This is a genomic window from Ruegeria sp. HKCCA4633 (assembly GCF_013034605.1).
Taxonomy (GTDB): domain Bacteria; phylum Pseudomonadota; class Alphaproteobacteria; order Rhodobacterales; family Rhodobacteraceae; genus Ruegeria.
Genome location: NZ_WQGJ01000005.1, coordinates 165,150 through 188,581, shown reverse-complemented (window position 1 = coordinate 188,581; position 23,432 = coordinate 165,150). Strand labels below are relative to the sequence as shown.

Below are 23,432 nucleotides of genomic sequence, written 5' to 3'. Positions count from 1 at the left end.
GCGATGACGATTGAAGTTCGTGTTCCCACGCTTGGCGAGTCGGTCACCGAAGCCACTGTTGCCACATGGTTCAAGAAGCCCGGCGATGCAGTCGCCGTGGATGAGATGCTGTGTGAGCTTGAAACCGACAAGGTTACAGTTGAAGTGCCTTCTCCCTCTGCGGGTGTGATGGCCGAGATTGTAGCCGCCGAAGGTGATACCGTTGGCGTAGATGCTCTGCTGGCGACCATTACAGCAGGCGAAGGCGCGGCCCCTGCCCCTGCGGCAACTGCAGCACCGGCGGCCGCGCCCGCCCAAGCAGGCGGGTCGGTTGATGTCATGGTTCCCACTCTTGGTGAATCTGTTACGGAGGCTACCGTTTCGACCTGGTTCAAACAGGTTGGCGACAGCGTCGCGCAGGACGAAATGTTGTGTGAACTGGAAACCGACAAAGTCTCGGTCGAAGTTCCGTCCCCGGCTGCGGGAGTTCTGGCAGAAATCGTTGCTCCGGAAGGTGCAACTGTGGATGCAGCAGCCAAGCTGGCAGTGATCTCTGGCTCTGCAGCAGGTACCGCGCCCGCGTCGGCCCCGGCAGCAGCAGCGGCCCCCGCTGCGGCAAGCACCGGTAAGGATGTGGCAAACGCACCCTCTGCCGAAAAAGCGATGGCCGAGGCCGGATTGTCAGCTGATCAGGTCACCGGCACCGGTCGCGATGGCCGCATCATGAAAGAAGACGTGGCAAAGGCTGTCTCTTCGGCTCCGGCACCAGCACCGGCGGCACCAGCCCCAGCTGCACAGGCTCCGCGCGCACCGGTTGCGGCCGAAGACGAAGCCCGCGAGGAACGCGTGCGCATGACCCGTCTGCGTCAAACCATCGCCAAGCGCCTGAAGGATGCACAGAATACTGCTGCGATCCTGACCACCTATAACGAGGTGGACATGACCGAGGTGATGGCCCTGCGCAACCAGTACAAGGACCAGTTCGAGAAGAAGCACGGCGTCCGCCTTGGTTTCATGTCCTTCTTCACCAAGGCATGCTGCCATGCGCTGAAAGAAGTGCCTGAGGTGAATGCCGAGATTGACGGCAACGACATTGTCTACAAGAACTTCGTACACATGGGCGTCGCCGCTGGTACTCCGCAAGGTCTGGTGGTTCCGGTGATCCGCGATGCGGACAGCATGTCCTTTGCCGCGATTGAAAAAGCCATCGCCGAGAAAGGCAAGCGCGCCCGCGACGGTAAGCTGTCCATGGCCGAAATGCAGGGCGGCACGTTCACCATTTCGAACGGTGGCGTCTATGGCTCGCTGATGTCATCGCCGATCCTGAACCCCCCGCAGTCGGGCATTCTGGGGATGCACAAGATTCAGGATCGTCCAATGGTCATCAATGGTGAGATCAAGATCCGCCCGATGATGTATCTGGCGCTGTCCTATGACCACCGGATCGTTGATGGCAAAGGTGCTGTGACTTTCCTTGTTCGCGTGAAAGAGGCGCTGGAAGATCCGCGCCGCCTGCTGATGGACCTGTAATCATGGCAACACATGTACTCTGGCAGGCCGATGTGGCCGATTTCGACGCCTGGCTGAAAGTGTTCAAGGAAGATCGCAAGATGCGTGAGGCCGCGGGTATCCGCGACCTCCACATCTGGCGAGACCCGGACCAGAAGGACCATGCGGTGGCGTTGTTCGAAATCACCGATCTGGAGCGCGCGCAGAACTTTATCGAATCTGAGGAACTCGCCATGCATCACGAACGTGGTGGCGTGGCGCATATTCACACTAAAATTCTGACACCAGTCTAAATCCGATGGCAGAGCGCAAGCGGCAACACATCTGCTTCTGCGCTCTGCCGTCATACACATCAAACTCCAATGCGGCGTCTTGCAATGAACGCAGAACTGACAGCACTGACTTTGGCAGCCCTTTTACAGGTTGTGCAGTTTGTACTTATGGCAGTTCCTGCAAATCTGGAGTTGGGTCCGGGCAAAACCATGTCACCCCGTGACAGGGCCAGATTGGGCGGGACGCTAGAAGATCAGCTCTCAGATGGAACAGCCCGGCTCTACCGTGCCCTCAACAACCATTTCGAGGGGTTGATCCTGTTTGCCATTGCCTGTGTTGTTGTCACCGTTTCAGGCAAGGAAAACGCACTAACGGCCACCTGCGCCTGGACCTATCTGGCCGCGCGCGTGCTGTATGTTCCCGCATACTATTTCGGTTGGAAACCATGGCGCAGCGTCATTTGGTTCTTCGGGTTTCTGGCCACGACCCTCATGCTTTTGGTGGTTTTGCTATGAGACCGCCAACCCATATCTTGTTCAGAGGTTCCTGCCCTGCAACAACCCGAATTCTCAAGGAGATCTTCCATGGCAAATTATGACGTTATCGTAATCGGCGCCGGCCCCGGCGGCTATGTTTGCGCCATCCGCTGCGCCCAGCTGGGTTTGAAAACCGCCGTGGTCGAAGGGCGCGACACGCTGGGTGGAACCTGCTTGAACGTAGGTTGCATTCCGTCCAAGGCGCTGCTGCATGCCAGCCATCAACTGCACGAGGCCGAGCATAACTTTGCCAAGATGGGCCTGAAGGGCAAAAGCCCTTCGGTCGACTGGAAACAGATGCAGGCCTATAAGGACGAGGTGATTGAGGGCAACACCAAGGGCATCGAATTCCTGTTCAAAAAGAACAAGATCGACTGGCTGAAAGGCTGGGGATCGATCCCTGCCGCCGGTCAGGTCAAGGTCGGGGATGAAGTGCATGAAACAAAGAACATCATCATTGCGTCTGGGTCCGAGCCTTCCTCTCTGCCGGGTGTAGAAGTGGACGAGAAGGTTGTCGTGACCTCAACCGGCGCGCTGTCGCTGGGCAAGATTCCGAAGAAAATGGTCGTCATCGGCGCAGGCGTGATCGGCCTGGAACTGGGCTCGGTCTACAGCCGACTGGGGGCGGAAGTAACGGTGATCGAGTTCCTCAAGGAAATCACACCAGGCATGGACCCAGAGGTACAAAAGACGTTCCAGCGTATCCTCAAGAAGCAGGGCCTGAACTTTGTCATGGGTGCTGCGGTGCAAAAGACCGAAGCGACCAAGACCAAGGCAAAGGTCACCTACAAACTGCTCAAGGACGACAGCGAACACGTGATCGATGCCGATACCGTGCTGGTCGCCACCGGGCGCAAGCCGTACTCCGATGGTCTTGGGCTTGACGCCTTGGGTGTCGAGATGACCCAACGCGGCCAAATCAAGGTGGGTTCCGACTGGCAAACCAATGTGCCGGGCATCTATGCCATTGGCGACGTCACCGAAGGTCCGATGCTGGCGCATAAGGCCGAAGACGAGGGCATGGCCGCCGCCGAACAGGTTGCGGGTAAGCATGGCCATGTGAACTACGGCGTTATTCCGGGGGTGATCTATACTTGGCCTGAGGTTGCCAATGTGGGTGAAACCGAAGCAACGCTTAAAGAACAAGGCCGCGCCTATAAGGTTGGCAAGTTCATGTTCATGGGCAATGGGCGCGCCAAGGCGAACTTTGCCTCGGACGGGTTCGTCAAAATCCTCGCCGACAAGGAAACTGACCGCATTCTGGGCGCTCATATCATCGGGCCTGCCGCGGGTGATCTGATTCACGAGGTCTGTGTCGCGATGGAGTTTGGTGCTTCGGCAGAAGATCTGGCCCTGACCTGTCATGCGCACCCGACCTATTCGGAAGCCGTGCGTGAGGCCGCCTTGGCTTGCGGCGACGGCCCGATCCACAGCTAAGAGTTTTGACCCCGGCAGAAATCAGCTTGTCGGGGTCAACCAAGCATCCAGATAGGTCTCGAGCCTGTCTGTGAATGTCGTTGCGGAATGCAGAGCACAAAACCGCAACGACATGGCCTGAATGGCAAAGGCCTGAACACCTTCGGCCAAAAGCTCGGGTGGCACGTCCTTACGCATATCTGCAGCTTCAAGCCACAACATCACGACCCGAAAGTACCTTTCAAAACAATAGGCTATCGGGCCTATATCTTCGATGGCCGTTGCACCGGAATATCTGATCAACAGATCGAAAACGTATCGCTCGGACGTCATGAAACTGTGCACCGGTTCGAGCGCCACGATGATCTCATCAACTGTCTTGGGTGGTGTTCCGGCTTCGGCCTGGTCCAGACACGCATTCAATCTTTCGCCGATCAGGATTTCCATTAGCGCATCCTTGTCGTTGAAATGCGCAAAGAAAGTGCCCTTGGCGACGCCTGCCGCTTTTACCACGTCTTCCACCCGCAAAGCTTGGTAGCCATCACTTCGGACAACCGCCTCAGCAGCCGAGAGAAGCTTGGCGCGGGTTTTGATCGTACGTTTCTGAATCGCCTTTTGCATACCGCTCAATCGCACAGTTTTTGACCGTGGTCAAATTTAATATTGACCGTGGTCATTTTTGATTCTACAAATTGACCGTGGTCATTTTTAGGAGAATCACGATGCAACCCAAGAAAATCCTCATCCTCGACGGACACCCGGCAGAAAGCAGTCTGTCCCGGACCTTTGCCGAAACATATCGGGACGCTGCCCTCAAAAACGGCCATGACGTCCGAATGGTTCATCTGAGCGATCTGCAGTTCGATTTTGATTTCGGTCAGGGCAATTACCACGACTTCAAACCGCTTGAACCGGTTCTGGAACACGTGCTGCAAGACTTTGAGTGGAGTGATCATCTGGTTCTGACCACCCCGATGTGGTGGGGCGGTCTACCCGCGAAACTCAAGGGACTGATCGACCGGACATTCATCCCCGGGCGAACGTTCGACACTCGGAACACGACAAAGATCGGCTTTCCGGCCCCCATGCTGACGGGACGCACCGCACGCGTCATACTGACCTCAGATACACCGGGCTGGTTTATGCGGCTGATCTATCGGCAAGCGCTTATCCGTCAGGTTCGTGATCAGATCCTTGGCTTTGTAGGCTTCAAACCAACCCGCTTCACCTATTTCGCAGGTGCAAGTTACCCAAAACCCGGACACGTAGATCGCTGGATCGAAAAAGTCTCGAGGATCGGAGCAGCTGCGGTTTGAACCCGCAGCCACATGTTTCGCCTACCACATTGTTTTCGCGGCGCGTGCAGCCCATTCACTATCATATTGCGCGCCGCCTTCTTCGCCTTCCGACGCCTCGGACAAAAGCTGCCCAATCGTTGGAAGGACAGCACTCTCGTCCCCGCTGGTCCAGATAGCTGAACGCATCAAAGCACGCGCGCATTGGCTGTAAATCTCGGCGATCTCAACAACGACGACAGCCGCCGGGCGCTTGCCGCCCTTTGCGAAATGCTGTCGCAAACCTTCATCCGCATTAACGCGAGCGATCCCATTCACGCGAACAACGTTGTCGGAACCCGGAACAAAAAACATAAGCGCAACACGCGGGTCGCGCACGATATTCCGCAGTGAATCCAGCCGGTTGTTGCCACGCCAATCCGGCAAAACCAGCCGTCGCTCATCCAATTCCAGTACAACAGGGCCGTCGTCGCCTCGGGGGCTGCCATCCACACCTTCCGGGCCAACAGTGCTGAGGACGCATAGGCGCGAGGCCATAATCCACTTGCGATACAGGGGCGTCAGTCGGTGAACGACCTTTCGCAAGGATGGCGCGCCGGGTTTGCCATACAATGCTTCCAGCGCTGCAACGTCGTCAATGTACTCCATCCGGATCAAACCCCACTTCGCGCATCAGCTCATTCGAGCGTGTTTCAATCACGTCTTCCAATCGACCAAGAAAATCGTCCCGCTCAACGCCGGGTTCGATTGGCTCAAGAAAATCCACAATCGCAAGACCCGGTTTGCGCATGACACCGGTTCGGGGCCAGAACACCCCGGCATTTGTAGCCACCGGAACGCAGGGAAATCCCAGACCTTCGTAAAGAACCGCCGTCCCAACCTTGTAGGGTTTCTTGGCGCCCGGCGCGACACGCGTGCCTTGAGGGTAGATCACCAGTTGCCCGGGCTCTGAAAACTCTTTCGCCACATCCTTGACCATCTTAGCCACCGCGGCGCCGCGTTTCCCTCGATTGACCGGAATACAACCAAGGCGACGGGCATACATTCCGATAACAGGTGTAAACAGCAATTCACGCTTCATTATGAACTTCCCATGCGGGATGGCATTGAAGATCATGATGATATCAAGGAACGACTGGTGCTTGGCACCCACGACCACTTCATTCGAAGGCGCGGTTCCCCGAACCTCACAACGAATACCCACCATCCAACGGGCCAGCCACATGGTACTGCGCGCATAGGTTTTACACGCCATCAGGGCCCCCCGCTTCGAGAACAGGGCATAGGGTAGAAACACAATGCCAAGGATCAGCATCCAGGCATAGATAACGATCATAAAGACCAAAGAGCGCACCCACTGTAAGGCTGAGAACATCAGGAAAGCTCCTTCAACTTGCGACGGGCCGCAGCCCAGGTGGCGAAAAAGGCAACAGCCGCGCCGAGTATTGGGATGACGATCGGCAGCAACCAGTCCGTGCCCTGAAAGCCAACCCCCGTCAGAAATCCGCCCGCATCCGAGGCCTCGGGCAAAAGCAAAACGCCTGTCATACCCAGCAAAGTCCCGAGCAAGGCCCCGAAAAAAGCGCGATAGGTAAAGCGCCGGACAAAAGCCCCGGCGATAAACCCGTCGCGCGCGCCGACCAGACGCAAAACTTCGATGATCTGCGCATTGGCCGCCAGAGATGCGTTTGCCGCAAGCGTGATCATTGCCGCCGTCGCCCCCCCGATCAGCAGGATCGAAATCCACCCCAATCGCCGGAGTGACATTGCGGCTTCGATAAGAGGTTCGCGCCATCGCGTATGATCATCCAGTACCGCGCCCGGCACTTCGGCACCCAGGCGAAGACGCAGGCCCATCACATCCATTCCCGGTTCGCCTTCGGTGATTTCGATAAGCTGTGGGATGGGCAAAGTGTCTAAGGGCAGGTCCGGTCCGAACCACGGTGACAGCAATGCGACCTGTTCCTCGGCGCTTAGCGCGCGCGCCGATGCAACGCCGGGCGTTTGGCCCAGAACTGTCAGCGCGGCTTCGGTCTGCGCGGCAAGTTGTTCTGTCGGGGCATTGATCCTCAGGGTTGCGGCCCCCGCCAGTTCCGAAGCCCAACGGTCGGCAATCCGGCCGGACGCGAGCGCCAACGCAAGTGCAAACACCACCAGAAATGCCATCGCTCCAGCAACAAACAATGTTAGATGAGCGGTGTATCCGGTTGGGGGAACAACGCGGTTCGCCCGCGTATCGCCGCGCAGCAGAGTACTTACTTCGGCTCTGGTCATAGGTCGGCCCCCGCCAGATGCAGCTTGCGCTGAGAAATGCGCAATACGCGTGCCTGAACCTGACTTTTGGCGGCTCGGATCAGGCTCATGTCATGGGTTGCGATCAATACTGTCTTGCCCATTCTGTTCAACTCGATCAACAGACGCAGCAGACGTTGGGACATTTCCCAATCCACATTGCCAGTGGGCTCGTCCGCCAACACGACATCCGGCGACAGGATGACAGCGCGGGCCAAGGCAGCGCGTTGACGTTCGCCACCGGACAACTCAGGCGGATGCGCTTCAAGCCGCGCGCCTAAACCCACCCAGCTTAGCAGTTCGGTCAGATTGTCCTGTTCCGAAGACTCCGAGCGCCCGGAGACCATCAATGGCAAGGCAACGTTTTCGGCCAGCGTCATGTGGTCCAGAAACTGGCAATCCTGATGTACCACACCAACACGTCGGCGCAGCACGGCCAACTGATCCCGATCAAGGGACGAGATGTCCTGATCGAAAACACTCAGCCGCCCCGAGGTTGGCAGCAGGGCCCCATAGCACAGCTTGAGCAGCGTTGTTTTGCCCGCCCCCGAGGGGCCGGTCAGAAAGTGAAACGACCCCGGTTGCAATTGCACCGAGACATCGCTCAGCAACTCGCCGCCACCGTAGGTGTAGCTGACATTTTCCAGCTCGATCACACGTGCCCCCATTATTTGCTGCTCTTCTTGCCCGAGCAGGGTGGCGGATTCAATGGCTCTACCGAGTCCAATTGGTGACACTTGGCCCATGAAACCGAAAACGCCCTTTGCTGATGGGTCTTAACGGAATATCATCCCTGAAAAAACTATTATCGGCCCATCGCCCGGCCGGGGAGGCAGCATGCGTCTTACATGTCCGAATTGCGGTGCGCAGTACGAGGTTCCTGACGAGGTTATTCCCGAGGAAGGTCGTGACGTGCAGTGTTCCAACTGTGATAAGACCTGGTTTCAGCCCAAGCACCAGGAAGAACCTGCAGCCGCACCGGCTGAAGACGCACATCCCCCTGCTGAGGAGGAGGCCACAACCCAGGCAGAGCCCGCAAAAGAGGCTGTAACTGCGGAAGACGCGACCCCTGCGGCGGAAGACACTGCTGCGCCTGCGGGCAATGTCGATCCGTCCGTCGCCGACATTCTAAAAGCAGAAGCGGCCCGCGAAGCCGAATTGCGCGCAAAAGAAGGCAGCAACCTGGAAAGCCAGCCTGATCTGGGTTTGGACCAACCGCCGGAACCCAAGGTCAAGCCCAAGCGGCCTGCCGCTTCGGAAACCGCTGTTGACGCTGGCCAAAAAGATGCACTGCCCGATGTCGAAGCAATCAATTCCAGTATGCGCGCGACCGAAGCGGAAGAGACCCCTCCGCCGCCCCGCAAATCAGGCGGGTTCCTGCGCGGTTTTGCGCTGATGCTGATCATCGGCGTGGTTCTGTATCTGATCTATGGCAACGCACAGCAGATCGGAGAGGCCGTGCCACAGGCCGACCCACTGCTCAGCTCTTACGTGTCTCTGGTGGATCAGGCGCGGATCTGGCTTGAAGCTCAGGCCGGAGCTCCGAACTGAGGTTCAGAACCGCTCCAACAGACGTTTGAGGTATTCCAACTCGATCTCGGGGCGGTCCGTTTCTCCGGTCCGGCGACGGATTTCATCCAACAACTCGCGCGCCCGGCGATAGACATCTTCGCCCTGCAGCAGGTTTTCGTCGGTTGAGATTGAACCACCGGCCCCAGGGTTTCGACCCAAGGGATCGCGGCTATTGGCTTGCGCTTCGCCTTCCTGCGTGCCCTGACCCGGCTGGTTCTGCTGGTTCTGGGCCATAGCCTCGCCTAATGAACGCATCCCTTCACGCAGGGCTTCCATGGCCTCAGACTGGCGGTCGATGGCTTCGGCCAGATCGTCTCCTCGTAAGGCCTGTTCCGCCTCGTCCATGGCGCGCCCGGCGCGGCCAAGCGCATCACGCGCGGCGTCTCCTTCAGGCGTCCCCGCGCCTGGCAAATTCTGTTGCTGGCGATTCAGTTCATTGCGCAGGGCCTGCTGACGGTCCGCCAGTGATCCCTGCCCCTGCTCGCCCTCTCCGGCCTGATCCGAGCCTTGACCCTGACCACCCTGGCCTTCGTGGCTTTGCCCCCGGCCAAGCCCGCCATTGCGGCCTTCGTTGCCTTGGCTTTCACCGGATTGCGCACCGGGGTTGAACTGTTCTTGCAAGTCGCGGAACGCCTGATCGCTGAGACCTTGCTGTTCGCGCAGAGTTTCAGCCAGACCTTCCATAGCCTGCTGCCCTTCGGATTGTTGGCCTTGCCCCTGGCCTTGGGTCACGCGCATGTTTTCCATCATCTGCTGGAACTCTTCCAGCGCCTGCTGGGCTTCGGCCATACGGCCCTGTTCCATCAGTTCCTGAATGCGGTCCATCATGCGCTGCAGGTCATCCTGCGACATTTGAAGGGTCTCGCCACTCTGACCAGGCTGGATTTCACCTTCCTGACCATTCTGCTGAGCAAGACGTTGTAGCTGCTGCAGATAATCCTGCGTCGCTTCGCGAAGCTCTTGCATAAGCTCGGCGATTTCTTCGTCGCTGGCCCCGTTTTGCATCGCTTCGGTCAAACGCTCCTGCGCGCGACGCATCCGCTCCAGAGCGTCCGCCAAGGTGCCATCCTCGATCAACACAGCCAGGTCCCACAGGGCTTGCGCGATCTCTTCCTGCTGCTCTGGGTTCAGCGCTCCGTATGTCTGGAAGGCTTCCAGCCGCCGCAAAACCACACGCAAGCGCAAGTAAGCGGTGTCTGACCGAAACAGATCCTCTGGCAGATGAGAGACAGCCCGCAACAGCTGCGCCACGCGCGGCGCGTTGGACCGCGACCAGAGCAGATCACGCCGCTGTTCGATCACCGCTGCCGCTAAAGGGTCAAAGAATCGACGGGCTGGCAAGGCAGTCAAAAATGGCTCGGACGCCGACTGCTGATCAGCCGCATCCACGGCCATCAACGTGATCTTCACCGGCAGGTGAGCCCAGGGATGCTGTGAAAAGTCTTCGATCAGATCTTCGCTGAAATCGGCACGGTCACCGGTGATCGGCATTGGCAGTTCGATCTCAATCACCTCTCGCGGCTCGGGCTTGGTCGCCAACCCATGGCGGCGATCCACCGATGCCAGATCCAGTTCGATCCGGGCCGAGCCCGACACCACGCCATAATCGTCACTGGCAACAAAGGGCAGTTTCATTTGCCCGCCTGCCTCTGCTTCGGCAGATCCGGCAACCGCGATCTTCGGGGTCGCATCGTCAATGACCTGTACGGCCCATTCGCGACCTGCAGGGCCATCGATACGCATCTGGCCAGAACGTTCAGCCACAAATTCCTGTTCGGGATTGGTTGCGGCCTGAGTGCCCACGACCGAGCTGTTTTCGGTCAGGCTATGTGCGCCGACCTCACCATACATCCTCAAAGTTATGCGGCTGCCTTTTGGAACTGACAACTGGCCGTCTGCTTGATCGGCCAAGTAAAGCGTCGGTAAACCCGTATATCTTGGGGGTTCAACCCATCCTTCCCATGTCGGGCCTTGCCCCGCATTTGCGCTTCCGGGCGCCATATCGGCCACCGACCCCACGCGCCACAAAGAGCCGAAGAGAACCGCCACCACAAAAGCCAACAGCGCTGCATAGCGCAGCGCGTAAGGATCACGCGACGCCAGCCGCAGGTCAGGTTTGGCTGGAGCAGCAGCAGCGGCGCGCTGAGCCATCCGGTCTTTGTGGGCCTGCCACAGTGCGACCGAATCCTGATCTGTGGACCCAATCGCCTGATCGTCCAAAAGGGCCTGGATCGGACGACCGGGCAGCGTCTCATCCAACCGCATGAGCGCATCCGCACGAGACGGTAGGCTAACTCTTTTCAGCCCCCAAACACCCGCCACAACAATCGAAATCAACGAAAGCGCGCCCGCGCCCCAAACGACCTCAACGGCGAATTGGTCTTGCAGACCCAGCATCAGCGCTGCAAGCAGGACCATCAGGATCGAGAACAGCGGCCAGAACGCACGCAATACCTGTTCAGCCACCATACCCATGTGGGTCAACCACAAGGACAGGCGCGGGATGGGCAGGTTCGATCTGTTGGTCAAGACGGGCCTCCGGGTTGGGCCCGCACGGTTATCGCATCAGAGCCACGAAGGTATGGTATCGCGGTTTATGATTTCGTCAAAGCTTGGCCGTTCACGAATGACTGCAAATTGATCACCATTGACCAAAACTTCGGGGATCAGGGGGCGGGTGTTGTATTCGCTGGCCATAACCGCTCCGTACGCGCCTGCGCTGCGGAAGGCGATCAGATCCCCTGATTTCAAAGGCGGCATATTGCGCTGCTTGGCAAAGGTATCCCCCGATTCGCACACGGGGCCCACTATGTCATAGGGTTGCTGTTCAACCCCGGCCGCTGGTTCTTGCACCGCAACGATGTCGTGATGCGCCTCGTACATTGCCGGGCGGATCAGGTCGTTCATGGCCCCATCGAGGATAAGAAAATCGCGACCTTCGCCTGACTTCACGTAAATCACCTTGCTAACCATCAACCCGGCATTGCCCGCGATAAGGCGGCCCGGTTCAATCTCGATCTCACAATCTAGATGTCCGAGTGTCTTCTTGATCAGTGCGCCGTATTCCAACGGAAGCGGCGGCGCGTCATTCGAACGGGTGTAGGGGATGCCCAACCCGCCCCCAAGATCGAGGCGGCGAATATTGTGACCTTCAGCCCGCAACTGTTCGGTCAGTTCAGCAATCTTGGTATAAGCAAGCTCGAACGGCTCAAGCTCGGTCAATTGCGAACCGATATGGACGTCGATCCCGATCACCTCCAGCCCCGGCAGGTTGGCAGCATGGGCATAAACCTCGGACGCGCGTGCAATCGGAATGCCGAACTTGTTTTCGGACTTGCCGGTTGCAATCTTGGCGTGGGTCTTGGCATCCACGTCCGGGTTCACCCGAACAGTGATCGGCGCCACAACGCCCAGCTCCAGTGCGACCGCGTTGATCACGTCCATCTCTGGCTCGGACTCAACGTTGAACTGGCGGATTCCACCTGTCAGCGCGGTACGAATCTCGTCCGCCGTTTTGCCAACCCCCGAAAAGACGATCTTGTCGCCTGGAACGCCTGCGGCTTTGGCCCGCAAATACTCCCCGCCCGAGACCACATCCATTCCTGCCCCCGCCTGCGCCAGAGTCTTCAATATGGCCTGGTTGCTGGCCGCTTTCATCGCGTAGCAAACCAGATGATCAGTGCCGTCCAGCGCATCATCAAACAGCTTGAAATGTCGCAGCAGTGTCGCCGTCGAATAGACGTAAAAAGGGGTTCCGACCGCTGCAGCGATTTCGGAAACAGGGACATCCTCGGCGAAAAGCGCGCCGTCGCGGTAGAGAAAATGATCCATACCCGCGCGCTTAGACCAGAAGGCGACTGCGGATCAATGGATTCCGCACTCAGAAGTCCCGTTAATTTGTGGTGGAAACTCCAACCCGACCATAGCCGGAGATTGAAATACCGCTGCCAGATTGCTTCGGCTCTGCCGCAGGCTCGGGGCGTCGCGCGGACGAGGGTTCACATGCCGCCAGCGCCGCAAATGCCAAAATCAGTCCAACTGTTCTCATGTCAGTGTCTTTTCGTTGAGAGGATCTACGCGTTGTTGCACGCGTCCTAAGTGGGGTAACGGGCCTAGGTGTGCAATATCAAAAGGTTCAGAACCCCAGATAGATACCCAGCGGCCCGCGGCTAAGACCAACGCCCCCTGCAACATAGGTCCCGCTGGTACCGACCCCAATCGTGGCGCTGGCCGTAGGCTGTACCGCAGTGGGCTGCGACGGTTCACCATCGGCCCCGCATCCGGCTAGTATCAGGCCGGACACCACGATCGCCACCACACGAACAGCTGTCATCACACCATTGCCTTCCATCGTTCGATCTGGGCACGCACCTGATCAGGGGCCGTGCCGCCGTAAGATTGGCGCGAGTTTACCGAGTTTTGCACGGTAAGAACAGAATAGACGTCATCGGTGATTTCCGCGTGAACCGATTGCATATCCTCCAGCGTCAGATCAGGCAGGTCGCAGCCTTTGCTTTCGGCCATGGCCACCAGCGACCCGGTAACATGGTGTGCATCGCGGAACGGCAGGCCCAAAACCCGCACCAACCAGTCAGCCAGATCGGTGGCGGTCGAAAAACCGGACCCCGCAGCAGCAGCCAGGCTATCTTGATTGGCGGTCATATCCTTGACCATGCCCTCCATCGCCGCCAGCGCCAGCATCCAGTTATCGGCAGCGTCAAAGACCTGTTCTTTGTCTTCCTGCATGTCTTTGGAATAGGCCAGCGGCAGACCCTTCATCACCATCATCAGCGCCGTGTTGGCCCCAAAGATACGCCCCACCTTGGCGCGGATCAGCTCGGCCGCGTCGGGGTTCTTCTTCTGCGGCATGATCGACGAGCCGGTCGAGAAGCGGTCGGATAGGGTCACAAACCGGAACTGAGCCGAGGACCAAATCACAAGTTCCTCGGCAAAACGAGACAGGTGGACGGCGCAGATAGACGCGGTCGACAGGAATTCCAACGCAAAGTCGCGATCACTGACCGCATCCAGCGAGTTTGCAGCAGGACGGTCGAAGCCCAGTGCCTCGGCCGTCATGTGGCGGTCGATGGGGAACGATGTTCCGGCCAGTGCTGCAGCCCCCAGCGGAGATTCGTTCATGCGCGCGCGCGCATCACGAACGCGGGACAGGTCGCGGCCAAACATCTCGACATAGGCCATCATATGGTGGCCCCATGTCACCGGCTGCGCTGTTTGCAGGTGCGTGAAACCGGGCATGACCCAATCGGCCCCAGCCTGAGCCTGCGCCAAAAGCGCGCGGATGAGTGCCAGCAGGCCGGTTTCGGCTGCGTCCAACTGATCCCGGACCCAGAGTTTGAAATCAGTCGCCACCTGGTCATTGCGCGAACGACCTGTGTGCAGACGGCCTGCCGGCTCACCAATCACCTCTTTCAACCGCGCTTCCACATTCATGTGGATGTCTTCCAATGCGGTCGAGAATTGAAATTCCCCGTTCTGGATTTCTGACAAAACGGTGAGCAGCCCTTCCCGAATAGCTTCGGCGTCACTATCACTTATAACGCCTGTGGCAGCCAGCATGGCGGCATGGGCGCGCGAGCCTGCGATGTCCTGGGCTGCCATCCGCTGATCGAAACCGATCGAGGCGTTGATCGCCTCCATGATCGCGTCTGGACCGGCGGCAAAGCGGCCGCCCCACATCTGGTTCGAGGATTGATCGGTCATGTAAGAAAACCCGGAGTTGATATGCGCCTATTTCGTCTGATCCCCCTTTATATGGCCCTTGCGCTGGGTGCAAACGCCGCTTTGGCCACCGATGCCGAGACGCTGGCACCGCTGCGGGAAGACAGCCTGAAGCGCTTGATCCTGCATAAAGAGCCCAAGCCTGCCAAATCCATCGAATTCCAGCTGGAAGATGAGGGTGGCGTCGGTACGCTTGCAGATTACGAAGGCAAATACGTACTGCTGAATTTCTGGGCCACCTGGTGTGCGCCTTGCCGCAAGGAAATGCCTCAGATCGCGGAACTGCAGGAAGAGTTCGGAGGCGACAAGTTTCAGGTCCTGACTTTGGCGACCGGCCGAAACTCGCCCGCCGGGATCGAAAAGTTCTTTGAAGAGAACGGTATTGCCAATTTGCCCCGCCATCAGGACCCAAGCTCGGCGGCCGCGCGCGAGTTTGGCGTGATCGCGCTTCCGATCACGGTCATACTGGATCCCGAAGGCCAGGAAATCGCCCGCCTGATCGGGGATGCCGAATGGAACTCGGACAGCGCCAAAACGATCATCTCGACACTTGTAGAAGCAAATAGCTGACGAATAGCGCGGTTACCACCTGTTTGTGCTACACTCGAACCGGCCCAAATGGGCCGGTTTTCGTTTGTGCCCTTATGGGAAGGAGGCTGCGATGAAACCGGTGGTTCTTTTGATTGGGAAGCTGCCAAACGTGATCGGCGATGTGGCCAGACAACTGGATCACTTGCCGATTCAATGGCTGGGCGCGCATGACACCGACGAAGTTCGAAAGCAGTTGGATGCCGAACCTCGGATCACCTGCGCCATTTTGGGGGCAGGTCTGGATGACACGATTCGCGGAGAGATGGTTGGCATTATTGCCGCCCGTCGTCCGGATATCTGCATCCACCTCAAGGATCGGGCATCAGGTCCTGATGGGCTGGTGCCTTTTGTCCAACGTGTTGTTCAGTACGAAATTCTGGAACGTCTGGAACGTACCTGACGCAACGCCACCTTTGACAGCCCCAACGTGTCTTTGCAGGGTGTCCGCAGGAGGATGGGATGCCGTTGGAAATACTATTGGTTCTGGTGGTCGGAGGAATCGCCGGAATCACATTGCTTTTGCATCTGACGGGCCATTCGGAGCCTTTTGTGCTGACACCCGAAACCGCACGCGCACAATGGCTGCGGCATGCACCGGACGACACCATCATTGATGTCACGATCTCGAATGACCGTCACGCGGCACTGGTGCGTACCGAAACCGGCGCAGGACTGCTGTGGTCCTTCGGTGCCGACACTGTGGCCCGGCATTTGCTGGATTTCGATTGGATCGAACGCCCCGAAGGCTTTGAAATCCAGTTTCACGACTTCGACACCCCCGGCACTCTTATCCACCTGGACGAAATAGAGCGCGCCCACTGGCGTCACCTGATGGAGCCCGAATGACCGACCAGATCAGTTTCCCCGATGCCGTTCAGTGGGCGGTTCCCTTTTTTGTGGCCGCGATCTTGGCGGAATTTTTGTGGATCGCCGTCAAAGGCAAAGGCGGGAGATACGAAACGCGTGATGCCGTAACTTCGTTGATCATGGGCGCAGGCAATATCGCGTCCGGGTTTCTGCTGGGCTTCATTGCTTATGGCTTTTTCATGTGGCTGTGGCAGATCACACCGCTGGATCTCGGCACGTCGATCCCGGTGATCATTCTGTGCTTTGTGCTGGACGATTTCCGTTACTACTGGGTGCACCGTTTTGGCCACCGCATCCGCTGGGTTTGGGCAAACCACGTCAATCACCACAGCTCACAGCACTACAACCTGACCACCGCTTTGCGGCAGCCCTGGACCTATACCTTTACGCTTATGATGGTCGTGCGCGCGCCATTGATCCTGATCGGGTTCCATCCGGCCCTGGTCCTGTTTGTCGGTGGATTGAACCTGATCTATCAGTTCTGGATTCACACCGAGGCCATCGGAAAGATGCCCCGTTGGTTCGAGGCCATTATGAACACCCCTAGTCACCACCGCGCCCATCACGGCCGGAATGCACGCTATCTGGATTGCAACTATGCAGGCGTCTTCATCATCTGGGACAAGATGTTCGGAACCTTTGTCCCAGAGCAGGAAAACGACCGTGTCGATTTCGGACTGGTTCACAATATCGGCACATTCAACCCGCTGCGCGTGGCCTTTCACGAATGGGTCGGCATCTGGCGTGACGCGACCCAGCCCGGTCTGACACTGCGCCAACGGCTGGCTTATTGCTTTGCCCCGCCGGGATACAGCCACGATGGCAGCCGCGACAGCTCGGAACAGATCAAGGCCAAACATCTGGCCCGTCATCCAGAAGATTGCGGAACGCCCGGGTTTGAACATTTCGACAAAAAACTGCCCACTGGACAGGCAGAGCGGGTCTGACACCGGCGAACGCGCACCCGCCGCCCTTGAAATTCAGGCTTCGCAGGCCATATCGCTACTCATCTGTGGTCAAGAGTGAAGGAGGGTCGGCATGAACCGTTTGGCAGTCATTTCAACCTATGTCGGGTTGTCCGGCCTTTTGCTCGCGATGATTACAGCGTTGAACAGCACTGCACCGGCATGGATCGCCTTGGGCTTTGCTTTGATGGTTACAGGCGTAGTAGGAGCGGTGCTGAGTGCGGCTTCGTCCCTTGCCCGCGCTTGGAGCATCTCTCGATAAATCCTGAATCTTCTGGCTCCTTAACCGCAGATTCATCTGTTTACCCCGAAACTGTGTCGAAACACCTGCCCCGGACATACCGTCTGTCACGGGCTGATGGGAATCGGCGCTATGGGAAACAAGAAACAACTTAATGTGCCCGATGGGTCAGAAAGCCCGCTGAACGCTGCGGTGTCGACTCGCGATCGTTCGATTGTGCAGATGGCAACCGATGCGGTGAAGCACAAACAGTGCAAGTTGGCTTTTCAACCGGTCATGCAGGCAAACGCTCCTAACGGCGTTGCGTTTTATGAAGGGTTCATTCGTGTGCTGGACGAAACAGGGAGGGTTATTCCTGCGCGCGAGTTCATGCCGCAACTCGAAAACACCCCGATTGGCCGGGATCTGGATTGCGTTGCGCTGGAGTTTGGGTTGCGAACACTGGTGAGAAACCCTGAGATTAGGCTATCGATCAATATGTCCGCCCGCTCGATCGGGTATTCTAGGTGGTCGGCAACCCTGGATCGGTTCCTCAAGCGTGACGCCGCACTGGGCGAGCGGCTGATCCTTGAAATTTCGGAAGGCTCGGCCATGCAAGTACCGGAATTGGTGATCGACTTTATGGACCGTTTACAGGATCGCGGCATTGCCTTTGCCCTGGATGACTTCGGTGCCAGTAATTTTTGCTTTCGCCACTTTCGTGAATTCTTGTTCGATGCCGCCAAAATTGATGGGCAGTTTGTCAGGGGTATCAGCAACAACCCAGACAATCAGACACTTGTGCGTGCTCTGATCGCAGTGGCTCGGGAGTTTGAAATTTTGGTCACCGCCGAATCGGTTGAAACACGCGAAGACGCTGCGTTTTTGACAGCCAGCGGCGTGGATTGCCTGCAAGGGTACTTGTTTGGCGCGCCAAGTGTCGCTGCCCCCTGGAAGCAGGAAAGCGTTTCAAAAACAGGAAGTTGACCATGGGTCAATCAGAAAAATTCGTGCTTTTACAACGCTGAGACAAGCTGACCGTTGCTGCATGTGCAGCATTAGGCTATTGCATGAGTACTTGAGCGGGGATCACGGGGCGCTCTTGTTTCGAGGGGGGCTCCTCTCGGCCTGCGCCGTCAGAAATTCCGCTGGCCCATGACGGTAAAGGACTGATCATATGACCAACGTAGTAATCGCATCCGCCGCACGCACAGGTGTCGGCAGCTTCAGTGGTTCGTTTGCGAACACCCCTGCACATGATCTGGGCGCTGCCGTCCTGGAAGCAGTTGTCGAACGCGCCGGTGTGGACAAAGGCGAGGTTAGCGAAACAATCATGGGTCAGGTTCTGACTGCCGCCCAAGGCCAGAACCCTGCACGCCAGGCGCATATCAATGCCGGTTTGCCGCAGGAAAGCGCAGCCTGGGGCATCAACCAGGTGTGTGGTTCGGGCCTGCGCGCTGTCGCGCTGGGTGCCCAGCACATCCAGCTGGGTGACGCCGAGATCGTTGCCGCCGGTGGTCAGGAAAACATGACACTGTCGCCCCATGCCGCTGCCCTGCGCGCCGGTCACAAGATGGGCGACATGAAGTATATCGACACGATGATCCGCGACGGTTTGTGGGATGCCTTCAACGGCTATCACATGGGTCAGACTGCCGAGAACGTTGCCGAAAAATGGCAGATCAGCCGCGACATGCAGGATGAATTTGCTGTTGCTTCGCAGAACAAGGCCGAAGCCGCCCAAAAGGCTGGCAAATTCGCAGATGAAATCGTGCCCTTCACCATCAAGACCCGCAAGGGCGATATCGTGATGGACAAGGACGAATACATCCGCCACGGCGCAACCATGGAAGCCATGGCAAAGCTGCGCCCGGCCTTCACAAAGGATGGCTCGGTTACTGCGGCGAACGCTTCCGGCCTGAATGACGGCGCGGCAGCGACCCTGCTGATGTCAGCAGAAAACGCCGAAAAGCGTGGGATCGAGCCCCTCGCCCGCATCGCCTCTTACGCAACCGCCGGTCTGGACCCGTCGATCATGGGTGTTGGCCCGATCTATGCCTCGCGCAAGGCGCTGGAAAAGGCAGGCTGGTCGGTTGACGATTTGGATCTGGTTGAAGCCAACGAAGCCTTTGCCGCGCAGGCCTGCGCCGTAAACAAGGACATGGGCTGGGATCCGTCGATCGTTAACGTCAACGGCGGCGCAATCGCCATCGGGCATCCGATCGGCGCGTCGGGCTGCCGTGTCCTGAACACGCTTCTGTTCGAAATGAAGCGCCGCGATGCCAAGAAGGGTCTGGCGACCCTTTGCATCGGTGGCGGCATGGGTGTCGCCCTGTGTGTGGAGCGCGACTAAGTGCGTTGACACCTGAATAACAAAGGGCGTCCCTTGGGCGCCCTTTTTTGTTACAACAGGGTCTTACCCGTTGGATGCGACGATATTGCTACCTAAAAAGGTCAAATCCACAACGAAACAATATTGCGCACGATCACCTCTCAGAGTAACAGCATTACCAAGACGACTAAAATTGAAGGAGTCATAAATGGCACGTACAGCACTCGTCACCGGCGGTTCCCGCGGCATTGGCGCAGCAATTTCCAAGGCGCTCAAAGCCGAAGGATACAATGTTGCCGCTACCTATGCAGGCAATGACGAAGCCGCCGCGAAATTCACCGAAGAAACCGGCATCAAGACCTACAAGTGGAACGTCGCCGATTATGACGAATCCAAAGCGGGTATCGAGAAAGTCGAAGCCGAGGTTGGCCCCATCGACATCGTTGTTGCCAACGCAGGCATTACGCGCGATGCGCCATTCCACAAAATGACGCCCGATCAGTGGAAAGACGTGATTGACACCAACCTGACCGGTGTCTTCAACACCGTACACCCCGTCTGGCCCGGCATGCGCGAGCGTAAATTTGGCCGCGTCATCGTCATCAGCTCGATCAACGGTCAGAAAGGTCAGTTTGCTCAGGTGAACTATGCCGCGACCAAAGCTGGCGACCTGGGCATCGTAAAGTCCCTGGCGCAGGAAGGTGCGCGCGCGGGTATTACAGCCAATGCAATCTGCCCCGGCTACATCGCAACCGAGATGGTTATGGCCGTACCGGAAAAGGTCCGCGAATCCATCATCGGTCAGATTCCGGCAGGTCGTTTGGGTGAACCTGAGGAAATCGCACGCTGCGTGGCGTTCCTGGCCTCGGACGATTCCCAATTCATCAATGGCTCGACCATCTCGGCCAACGGTGCGCAGTTCTTCGTCTGATTCATTTGTCAGAAGACAAAACGGGCCGGTCCTTTTGGACCGGCCCTTTTCTATCCCGTAAGATCGCGCGCGCTGCGATCAGCGGGAACCGAAAATGCGCTTCCAGAATTGCCAAATGACACGGCTGCGTTCTTGATGGGCGCGCAGGATCGCCATCTGCGCGGCGGGATTTGTCGTCATCTCGATCATGGCTGTCTCCTATTCAAATCAGTTTTATTTGACCTAAGGCGAATATGAAGGTTACTTATGAAAGCTACAAACGAGCTTTCTTGGACTTTCAGTTAAGTTTTACTTCACTATGAGCGACTATCTTCCCCCGCTGACCGCGCTCCGTGCGTTTGACGCCGCAGCCCGGCATATGTCTTTCGCGAAGGCGGCGGCAGAGCTGCATGTGACGCCAGCGGCCCTGTCTTTTCAGATCAAATCGCTTGAAGAACATCTGGGCCGACCTCTGTTTCACCGACTGAACCGCGCCGTAGAGCTGACTGAGGCCGGTCGAACCCTGGCACCCGGTACAGCGGAAGGCTTTGCCGCATTGCAAGCTGCGTGGCGCGCCGTGCGCAGGCAAGAGAACGACACCAGCTTGACCGTCACAGCCGGTCCTGCATTGACGGCCAAATGGCTGGCACCACGGCTCTACGAGTTTGCCCGCGCCCATCCTGAGATCGATCTGAAATTCTCGGCCACGCTGCGCAACATGGACCTTGAGCGGGACGATGTGGATGTCGCCATCCGCTTTGGCAATTCTGCAGATGAAGGGCTTTATTCCGTACCGGTCAGAAAAGAATGGCTAACCCCGGTCATGACACCAGAACTGGCGGAACAATTCGACACCCCGGAAAGCCTGCGACACGCCCCATTGATCCATGACGATTCGATCAGTTTTCTGACCCCGCCCTGCGACTGGCCCGCTTGGTTCCGCGCCATGGGGGTCGATTTCACCCCGACTCATGGCGCGCATTTTTCAAATGCCGATCACGCAATTGACGCCGCTGTCGCCGGTGTCGGAGTGGCGCTTGGACGACGCGCCATGATTCTCAAAGATCTGACCGAAGGCCGCTTGGTCGCACCCTTCAAAGTGGCCTTGGAAACACAAGGCCGATTCCGGTTTTTATGCCTGCCTGGAGCCGAGAAAAAGCCTCAGATCGCGGCCTTCCGAGATTGGTTCCTGACCGAGATCGAAAAAACCGCGCATATATCAGATGAGTTTGAAATCATACCGATTAAAGAGGTTTCCACCTCGTAACTAAAATGCAGCGGAAATCGGATTTTTGGCCGCTTTATTATGGGCATTATTTGACAAATTCACATTCGAATCCGAACCTGCGCCAACCCTACTATGGAACACGACCTGCTTCGCGATTGACGGAACGATTGGAGTGCGCTGGGCCTGTCGGGCTAGCGTTCTATGTGCGGGACGTCGAGGTCATGCAAGGCGACATTCAAATTCTTGGAGCCTCGTCTTACGCGGCCTCTTTGTTGTCAACGCTGGCTTTAGTTGTGGCCGGGACCGCCGCCTCATCCTGAGGGCTTGCGATCGCGACCTTGTTGATCACTGGCGGGGCCTTGATCGCGGCCCGCTCCAGCCTGAAATCTTAGGCAGACAGGCGTTCGATCTCTTCTTTCAGCTTAAGTTTCTGTTTTTTCAACTGAGCAATATGAAGATCATCAATGCCCGGCGAGCGTTGGGCTTGTTCCACTTCGAGACCGAGAGATTCGTGCTTTTTCTTCAGTTCCGTCAGATGTGCGCTCACGCTCATTGCGATCCTCCTTGGTTTACGTGTCTGTAGTTCACGTAAGAAGTTGACCACATCGTTTCCACCCTGTCACGCTGCACAAGCACAGAATCTGTAATAAATCCGACAAAATCGGCTGGTCATTGCCGATCGCCGTCAGAACCGGGGCAACGGCGCGGCGTGTCTCAGGACTGCCACGATCTGGTCTGTATAGCTTTCGCCGTCCATTTCATGGCGCTCGCCCGCGTGCAGAATCAATGGCGCATGGAGGCGAAATGCCGCACGCCCCCCTTTGCGGGCCCGCAAAATGACCAATTCCGCCTGTCGACCTGCGCGCGCGCAGAGCGGCAACACTTCAACTGAGCCCAGTTTATCCGCGCAGGCCACTATCATATCCGGCAAGCGGTCTGCCTTTTGAATCATGTGCAGATACCCTTGCGGGGCCAGACGCTTGGCCGCCACTGATATCCAGTCGCTCAGAGGGGTGTCCTCGCCCAAAGCAATGCTTCGTCCTGCATCGCTGGCCCGGCTATGCGCTCCGGCGCGGTAATATGGGGGGTTGGCAATGATGTGATCAAACTGGCGCTGTCGAATCTCGGTCGGCAAGGCGGTCAGATCAGCCTCAATCAAATCCAGCTTCACGCTGTTCATTTCCGCATTCCGGCGCGCCAAATCGGCATACGCAGGCTGCAATTCAATTCCTGTCAGGTGCAGGCCCGGCACCCGCGCAGACAGGCACAGAATGGCGGCGCCCGCGCCACATCCCAGCTCCAAAACCGACTGATCGGCACTGGCCGGCACTGATGCCGCCAGTAAAACCGGGTCTATTCCGGCGCGATAACCTGAGGCGGGTTGCAGCAGTCGAATCCGGCCACCCAGGAAATCGTTGCAGGTCAAATCATTGTCATCAAAGCGGGTCATCGGCCCAGCGGAATCTCATTATCGCGCATAACACGTTCAGCGCGGGTCAGATCCTCGGCCCGCACCATGAGGCGCCGGGGGAAGATTCCGATACCGCCTTCGAGGATGCTCATATTTACGTCCATCTGAAAGCAGTCTATATCCTCGCCTTCAAGGAGAGCGGATGCAAAGGCCAGGATTGTCGGATCGGTACTGCGCAGTAGTTCTTTCATGGGGATGGATGTAAGGGCAAGGCGAGGTGGAAGTCGAGCCTTGTAT

General features: G+C 57.7%; 28 protein-coding genes and 1 pseudogene. 16 read left to right on the top strand and 13 right to left on the bottom strand.

Translation table 11 applies throughout. From position 1 onward, the window contains the following. Positions 1–3: 3 nt before the first annotated feature. From odhB to lpdA, 4 genes are all read left to right on the top strand, one after another. The gene (odhB, locus tag GOV85_RS13975) at positions 4–1,509 is read left to right on the top strand and encodes a 2-oxoglutarate dehydrogenase complex dihydrolipoyllysine-residue succinyltransferase (protein WP_171179124.1); all 1,506 of its coding nucleotides are present in this window, start codon (positions 4–6) and stop codon (positions 1,507–1,509) included. Positions 1,510–1,511: 2 nt separating this feature from the next. Beyond that, positions 1,512–1,781, top strand: a complete 270-nt coding sequence (locus GOV85_RS13970; protein ID WP_171179122.1) for a hypothetical protein — start codon at positions 1,512–1,514, stop codon at positions 1,779–1,781. A gap of 84 nt (positions 1,782–1,865) precedes the next feature. Then, positions 1,866–2,276: an MAPEG family protein gene (locus GOV85_RS13965; protein ID WP_171179444.1), complete on the top strand. Its 411-nt coding sequence runs from the start codon at positions 1,866–1,868 to the stop codon at positions 2,274–2,276. Positions 2,277–2,345: 69 nt separating this feature from the next. Beyond that, positions 2,346–3,734, top strand: a complete 1,389-nt coding sequence (lpdA, locus tag GOV85_RS13960; RefSeq protein ID WP_171179119.1) for a dihydrolipoyl dehydrogenase — start codon at positions 2,346–2,348, stop codon at positions 3,732–3,734. A gap of 21 nt (positions 3,735–3,755) precedes the next feature. Here lpdA and GOV85_RS13955 read toward each other — a convergent pair whose 3' ends face one another. Next, positions 3,756–4,334 carry a TetR/AcrR family transcriptional regulator gene (locus GOV85_RS13955; RefSeq protein ID WP_171179117.1) on the bottom strand — a complete coding sequence of 193 codons (579 nt, stop codon included), beginning with the start codon at positions 4,332–4,334 and terminating at the stop codon, positions 3,756–3,758. A gap of 101 nt (positions 4,335–4,435) precedes the next feature. Here GOV85_RS13955 and GOV85_RS13950 point away from each other — a divergent pair, with 101 nt between their 5' ends. After that, positions 4,436–5,029, top strand: a complete 594-nt coding sequence (locus GOV85_RS13950) for an NAD(P)H-dependent oxidoreductase (RefSeq protein ID WP_171179115.1) — start codon at positions 4,436–4,438, stop codon at positions 5,027–5,029. Between the two features lie 21 nt (positions 5,030–5,050). Here the strand turns inward: GOV85_RS13950 and GOV85_RS13945 are convergent, their stop codons facing one another. Genes GOV85_RS13945 through GOV85_RS13930 form a run of 4 tightly spaced genes read right to left on the bottom strand, consistent with a single transcriptional unit; the run spans position 5,051 to position 7,956 of the window. Continuing rightward, positions 5,051–5,656, bottom strand: coding sequence for a pyridoxamine 5'-phosphate oxidase family protein (locus tag GOV85_RS13945; protein ID WP_171179113.1), 606 nt, complete (start codon positions 5,654–5,656; stop codon positions 5,051–5,053). Beyond that, a complete protein-coding gene (locus GOV85_RS13940) occupies positions 5,643–6,383 on the bottom strand; it encodes a 1-acyl-sn-glycerol-3-phosphate acyltransferase (protein WP_171179110.1) in 741 nt (246 codons plus the stop codon). The genes GOV85_RS13945 and GOV85_RS13940 overlap by 14 nt, the downstream gene beginning before the upstream one ends. Continuing rightward, positions 6,383–7,282 carry an ABC transporter permease gene (locus GOV85_RS13935; RefSeq protein WP_171179108.1) on the bottom strand — a complete coding sequence of 300 codons (900 nt, stop codon included), beginning with the start codon at positions 7,280–7,282 and terminating at the stop codon, positions 6,383–6,385. The genes GOV85_RS13940 and GOV85_RS13935 overlap by 1 nt, the downstream gene beginning before the upstream one ends. Continuing rightward, positions 7,279–7,956, bottom strand: a complete 678-nt coding sequence (locus GOV85_RS13930; protein WP_171179442.1) for an ATP-binding cassette domain-containing protein — start codon at positions 7,954–7,956, stop codon at positions 7,279–7,281. The genes GOV85_RS13935 and GOV85_RS13930 overlap by 4 nt, the downstream gene beginning before the upstream one ends. Before the next feature lie 181 nt (positions 7,957–8,137). Here GOV85_RS13930 and GOV85_RS13925 point away from each other — a divergent pair, with 181 nt between their 5' ends. Continuing rightward, the gene (locus GOV85_RS13925; RefSeq protein ID WP_171179106.1) at positions 8,138–8,851 is read left to right on the top strand and encodes a zinc-ribbon domain-containing protein; all 714 of its coding nucleotides are present in this window, start codon (positions 8,138–8,140) and stop codon (positions 8,849–8,851) included. Between the two features lie 3 nt (positions 8,852–8,854). Here the strand turns inward: GOV85_RS13925 and GOV85_RS13920 are convergent, their stop codons facing one another. The 5 genes from GOV85_RS13920 to argH form a co-directional block, all read right to left on the bottom strand. Continuing rightward, complete coding sequence (locus GOV85_RS13920; RefSeq protein WP_171179440.1) at positions 8,855–11,347, bottom strand: TIGR02302 family protein; 2,493 nt, start codon at positions 11,345–11,347, stop codon at positions 8,855–8,857. A gap of 90 nt (positions 11,348–11,437) precedes the next feature. Then, entirely contained in the window at positions 11,438–12,703 is a 1,266-nt protein-coding gene (gene lysA / locus GOV85_RS13915; protein WP_171179104.1) for a diaminopimelate decarboxylase, read from the bottom strand. A gap of 61 nt (positions 12,704–12,764) precedes the next feature. Next, complete coding sequence (locus GOV85_RS13910; RefSeq protein ID WP_171179102.1) at positions 12,765–12,920, bottom strand: hypothetical protein; 156 nt, start codon at positions 12,918–12,920, stop codon at positions 12,765–12,767. An 87-nt stretch (positions 12,921–13,007) separates the two neighbouring features. Continuing rightward, positions 13,008–13,205: an argininosuccinate lyase gene (locus GOV85_RS13905; RefSeq protein WP_171093711.1), complete on the bottom strand. Its 198-nt coding sequence runs from the start codon at positions 13,203–13,205 to the stop codon at positions 13,008–13,010. Beyond that, positions 13,205–14,593, bottom strand: a complete 1,389-nt coding sequence (argH, locus tag GOV85_RS13900; RefSeq protein WP_171179100.1) for an argininosuccinate lyase — start codon at positions 14,591–14,593, stop codon at positions 13,205–13,207. Before argH ends, GOV85_RS13905 begins: the two co-directional genes overlap by 1 nt. Positions 14,594–14,614: 21 nt before the next feature. Here argH and GOV85_RS13895 point away from each other — a divergent pair, with 21 nt between their 5' ends. The 10 genes and pseudogenes from GOV85_RS13895 to GOV85_RS13850 form a co-directional block, all read left to right on the top strand. Next, entirely contained in the window at positions 14,615–15,181 is a 567-nt protein-coding gene (locus tag GOV85_RS13895; protein ID WP_171179099.1) for a TlpA disulfide reductase family protein, read from the top strand. Positions 15,182–15,272: 91 nt separating this feature from the next. After that, entirely contained in the window at positions 15,273–15,602 is a 330-nt protein-coding gene (locus GOV85_RS13890; protein WP_171179097.1) for a hypothetical protein, read from the top strand. Between the two features lie 59 nt (positions 15,603–15,661). Continuing rightward, positions 15,662–16,048, top strand: coding sequence for a hypothetical protein (locus GOV85_RS13885; protein ID WP_171179095.1), 387 nt, complete (start codon positions 15,662–15,664; stop codon positions 16,046–16,048). Next, positions 16,045–17,016: a sterol desaturase family protein gene (locus GOV85_RS13880; RefSeq protein ID WP_171179093.1), complete on the top strand. Its 972-nt coding sequence runs from the start codon at positions 16,045–16,047 to the stop codon at positions 17,014–17,016. Before GOV85_RS13885 ends, GOV85_RS13880 begins: the two co-directional genes overlap by 4 nt. A gap of 91 nt (positions 17,017–17,107) precedes the next feature. Further along, positions 17,108–17,296 (top strand): hypothetical protein, encoded by a 189-nt coding sequence (locus GOV85_RS13875; RefSeq protein ID WP_171179092.1) that lies wholly within the window; start codon positions 17,108–17,110, stop codon positions 17,294–17,296. Between the two features lie 111 nt (positions 17,297–17,407). Next, positions 17,408–18,241, top strand: a complete 834-nt coding sequence (locus tag GOV85_RS13870) for an EAL domain-containing protein (RefSeq protein WP_171179090.1) — start codon at positions 17,408–17,410, stop codon at positions 18,239–18,241. A gap of 190 nt (positions 18,242–18,431) precedes the next feature. Then, entirely contained in the window at positions 18,432–19,607 is a 1,176-nt protein-coding gene (locus tag GOV85_RS13865; protein ID WP_171093726.1) for an acetyl-CoA C-acetyltransferase, read from the top strand. 187 nt (positions 19,608–19,794) lie between these two features. Further along, on the top strand, positions 19,795–20,517 hold the full coding sequence (phbB, locus tag GOV85_RS13860) for an acetoacetyl-CoA reductase (RefSeq protein ID WP_171093728.1): 723 nt from the start codon (positions 19,795–19,797) through the stop codon (positions 20,515–20,517). 298 nt (positions 20,518–20,815) lie between these two features. Then, complete coding sequence (locus GOV85_RS13855) at positions 20,816–21,763, top strand: transcriptional regulator GcvA (protein ID WP_171179089.1); 948 nt, start codon at positions 20,816–20,818, stop codon at positions 21,761–21,763. A 140-nt stretch (positions 21,764–21,903) separates the two neighbouring features. Further along, a pseudogene (locus GOV85_RS13850) lies at positions 21,904–22,116 on the top strand (EamA family transporter); the annotation flags it as partial. On the opposite strand, the gene GOV85_RS13845 reads toward GOV85_RS13850, so the two are convergent. From GOV85_RS13845 to GOV85_RS13835, 3 genes are all read right to left on the bottom strand, one after another. Continuing rightward, positions 22,113–22,277: a YdcH family protein gene (locus GOV85_RS13845; RefSeq protein WP_083445267.1), complete on the bottom strand. Its 165-nt coding sequence runs from the start codon at positions 22,275–22,277 to the stop codon at positions 22,113–22,115. The pseudogene GOV85_RS13850 and the gene GOV85_RS13845 sit on opposite strands and share 4 nt — an antisense overlap. A 132-nt stretch (positions 22,278–22,409) precedes the next feature. Continuing rightward, entirely contained in the window at positions 22,410–23,174 is a 765-nt protein-coding gene (locus GOV85_RS13840; protein ID WP_171179087.1) for a tRNA1(Val) (adenine(37)-N6)-methyltransferase, read from the bottom strand. Then, entirely contained in the window at positions 23,171–23,386 is a 216-nt protein-coding gene (locus GOV85_RS13835) for a DUF2007 domain-containing protein (protein ID WP_050604033.1), read from the bottom strand. Before GOV85_RS13835 ends, GOV85_RS13840 begins: the two co-directional genes overlap by 4 nt. Between the last annotated feature and the right edge of the window lie 46 nt (positions 23,387–23,432).

Bases quoted from the DNA above. Each gene is read 5' to 3' on its own strand.
- lpdA (WP_171179119.1), top strand. From the start codon at position 2,346: ATGGCAAATTATGACGTTATCGTAATCGGCGCCGGCCCCGGCGGCTAT.
- GOV85_RS13845 (WP_083445267.1), bottom strand. From the start codon at position 22,277: ATGAGCGTGAGCGCACATCTGACGGAACTGAAGAAAAAGCACGAATCT.
- GOV85_RS13905 (WP_171093711.1), bottom strand. From the start codon at position 13,205: ATGACAGCTGTTCGTGTGGTGGCGATCGTGGTGTCCGGCCTGATACTA.
- odhB (WP_171179124.1), top strand. From the start codon at position 4: ATGACGATTGAAGTTCGTGTTCCCACGCTTGGCGAGTCGGTCACCGAA.
- GOV85_RS13910 (WP_171179102.1), bottom strand. From the start codon at position 12,920: ATGAGAACAGTTGGACTGATTTTGGCATTTGCGGCGCTGGCGGCATGT.
- GOV85_RS13865 (WP_171093726.1), top strand. From the start codon at position 18,432: ATGACCAACGTAGTAATCGCATCCGCCGCACGCACAGGTGTCGGCAGC.
- GOV85_RS13970 (WP_171179122.1), top strand. From the start codon at position 1,512: ATGGCAACACATGTACTCTGGCAGGCCGATGTGGCCGATTTCGACGCC.
- GOV85_RS13880 (WP_171179093.1), top strand. From the start codon at position 16,045: ATGACCGACCAGATCAGTTTCCCCGATGCCGTTCAGTGGGCGGTTCCC.
- argH (WP_171179100.1), bottom strand. From the start codon at position 14,593: ATGACCGATCAATCCTCGAACCAGATGTGGGGCGGCCGCTTTGCCGCC.
- GOV85_RS13870 (WP_171179090.1), top strand. From the start codon at position 17,408: ATGGGAAACAAGAAACAACTTAATGTGCCCGATGGGTCAGAAAGCCCG.
- GOV85_RS13885 (WP_171179095.1), top strand. From the start codon at position 15,662: ATGCCGTTGGAAATACTATTGGTTCTGGTGGTCGGAGGAATCGCCGGA.
- GOV85_RS13895 (WP_171179099.1), top strand. From the start codon at position 14,615: ATGCGCCTATTTCGTCTGATCCCCCTTTATATGGCCCTTGCGCTGGGT.
- GOV85_RS13965 (WP_171179444.1), top strand. From the start codon at position 1,866: ATGAACGCAGAACTGACAGCACTGACTTTGGCAGCCCTTTTACAGGTT.
- GOV85_RS13950 (WP_171179115.1), top strand. From the start codon at position 4,436: ATGCAACCCAAGAAAATCCTCATCCTCGACGGACACCCGGCAGAAAGC.
- GOV85_RS13840 (WP_171179087.1), bottom strand. From the start codon at position 23,174: ATGACCCGCTTTGATGACAATGATTTGACCTGCAACGATTTCCTGGGT.
- GOV85_RS13935 (WP_171179108.1), bottom strand. From the start codon at position 7,282: ATGACCAGAGCCGAAGTAAGTACTCTGCTGCGCGGCGATACGCGGGCG.
- GOV85_RS13945 (WP_171179113.1), bottom strand. From the start codon at position 5,656: ATGGAGTACATTGACGACGTTGCAGCGCTGGAAGCATTGTATGGCAAA.
- phbB (WP_171093728.1), top strand. From the start codon at position 19,795: ATGGCACGTACAGCACTCGTCACCGGCGGTTCCCGCGGCATTGGCGCA.
- GOV85_RS13955 (WP_171179117.1), bottom strand. From the start codon at position 4,334: ATGCAAAAGGCGATTCAGAAACGTACGATCAAAACCCGCGCCAAGCTT.
- GOV85_RS13890 (WP_171179097.1), top strand. From the start codon at position 15,273: ATGAAACCGGTGGTTCTTTTGATTGGGAAGCTGCCAAACGTGATCGGC.
- GOV85_RS13855 (WP_171179089.1), top strand. From the start codon at position 20,816: ATGAGCGACTATCTTCCCCCGCTGACCGCGCTCCGTGCGTTTGACGCC.
- GOV85_RS13920 (WP_171179440.1), bottom strand. From the start codon at position 11,347: ATGGGTATGGTGGCTGAACAGGTATTGCGTGCGTTCTGGCCGCTGTTC.
- GOV85_RS13835 (WP_050604033.1), bottom strand. From the start codon at position 23,386: ATGAAAGAACTACTGCGCAGTACCGATCCGACAATCCTGGCCTTTGCA.
- GOV85_RS13875 (WP_171179092.1), top strand. From the start codon at position 17,108: ATGAACCGTTTGGCAGTCATTTCAACCTATGTCGGGTTGTCCGGCCTT.
- lysA (WP_171179104.1), bottom strand. From the start codon at position 12,703: ATGGATCATTTTCTCTACCGCGACGGCGCGCTTTTCGCCGAGGATGTC.
- GOV85_RS13925 (WP_171179106.1), top strand. From the start codon at position 8,138: ATGCGTCTTACATGTCCGAATTGCGGTGCGCAGTACGAGGTTCCTGAC.
- GOV85_RS13940 (WP_171179110.1), bottom strand. From the start codon at position 6,383: ATGTTCTCAGCCTTACAGTGGGTGCGCTCTTTGGTCTTTATGATCGTT.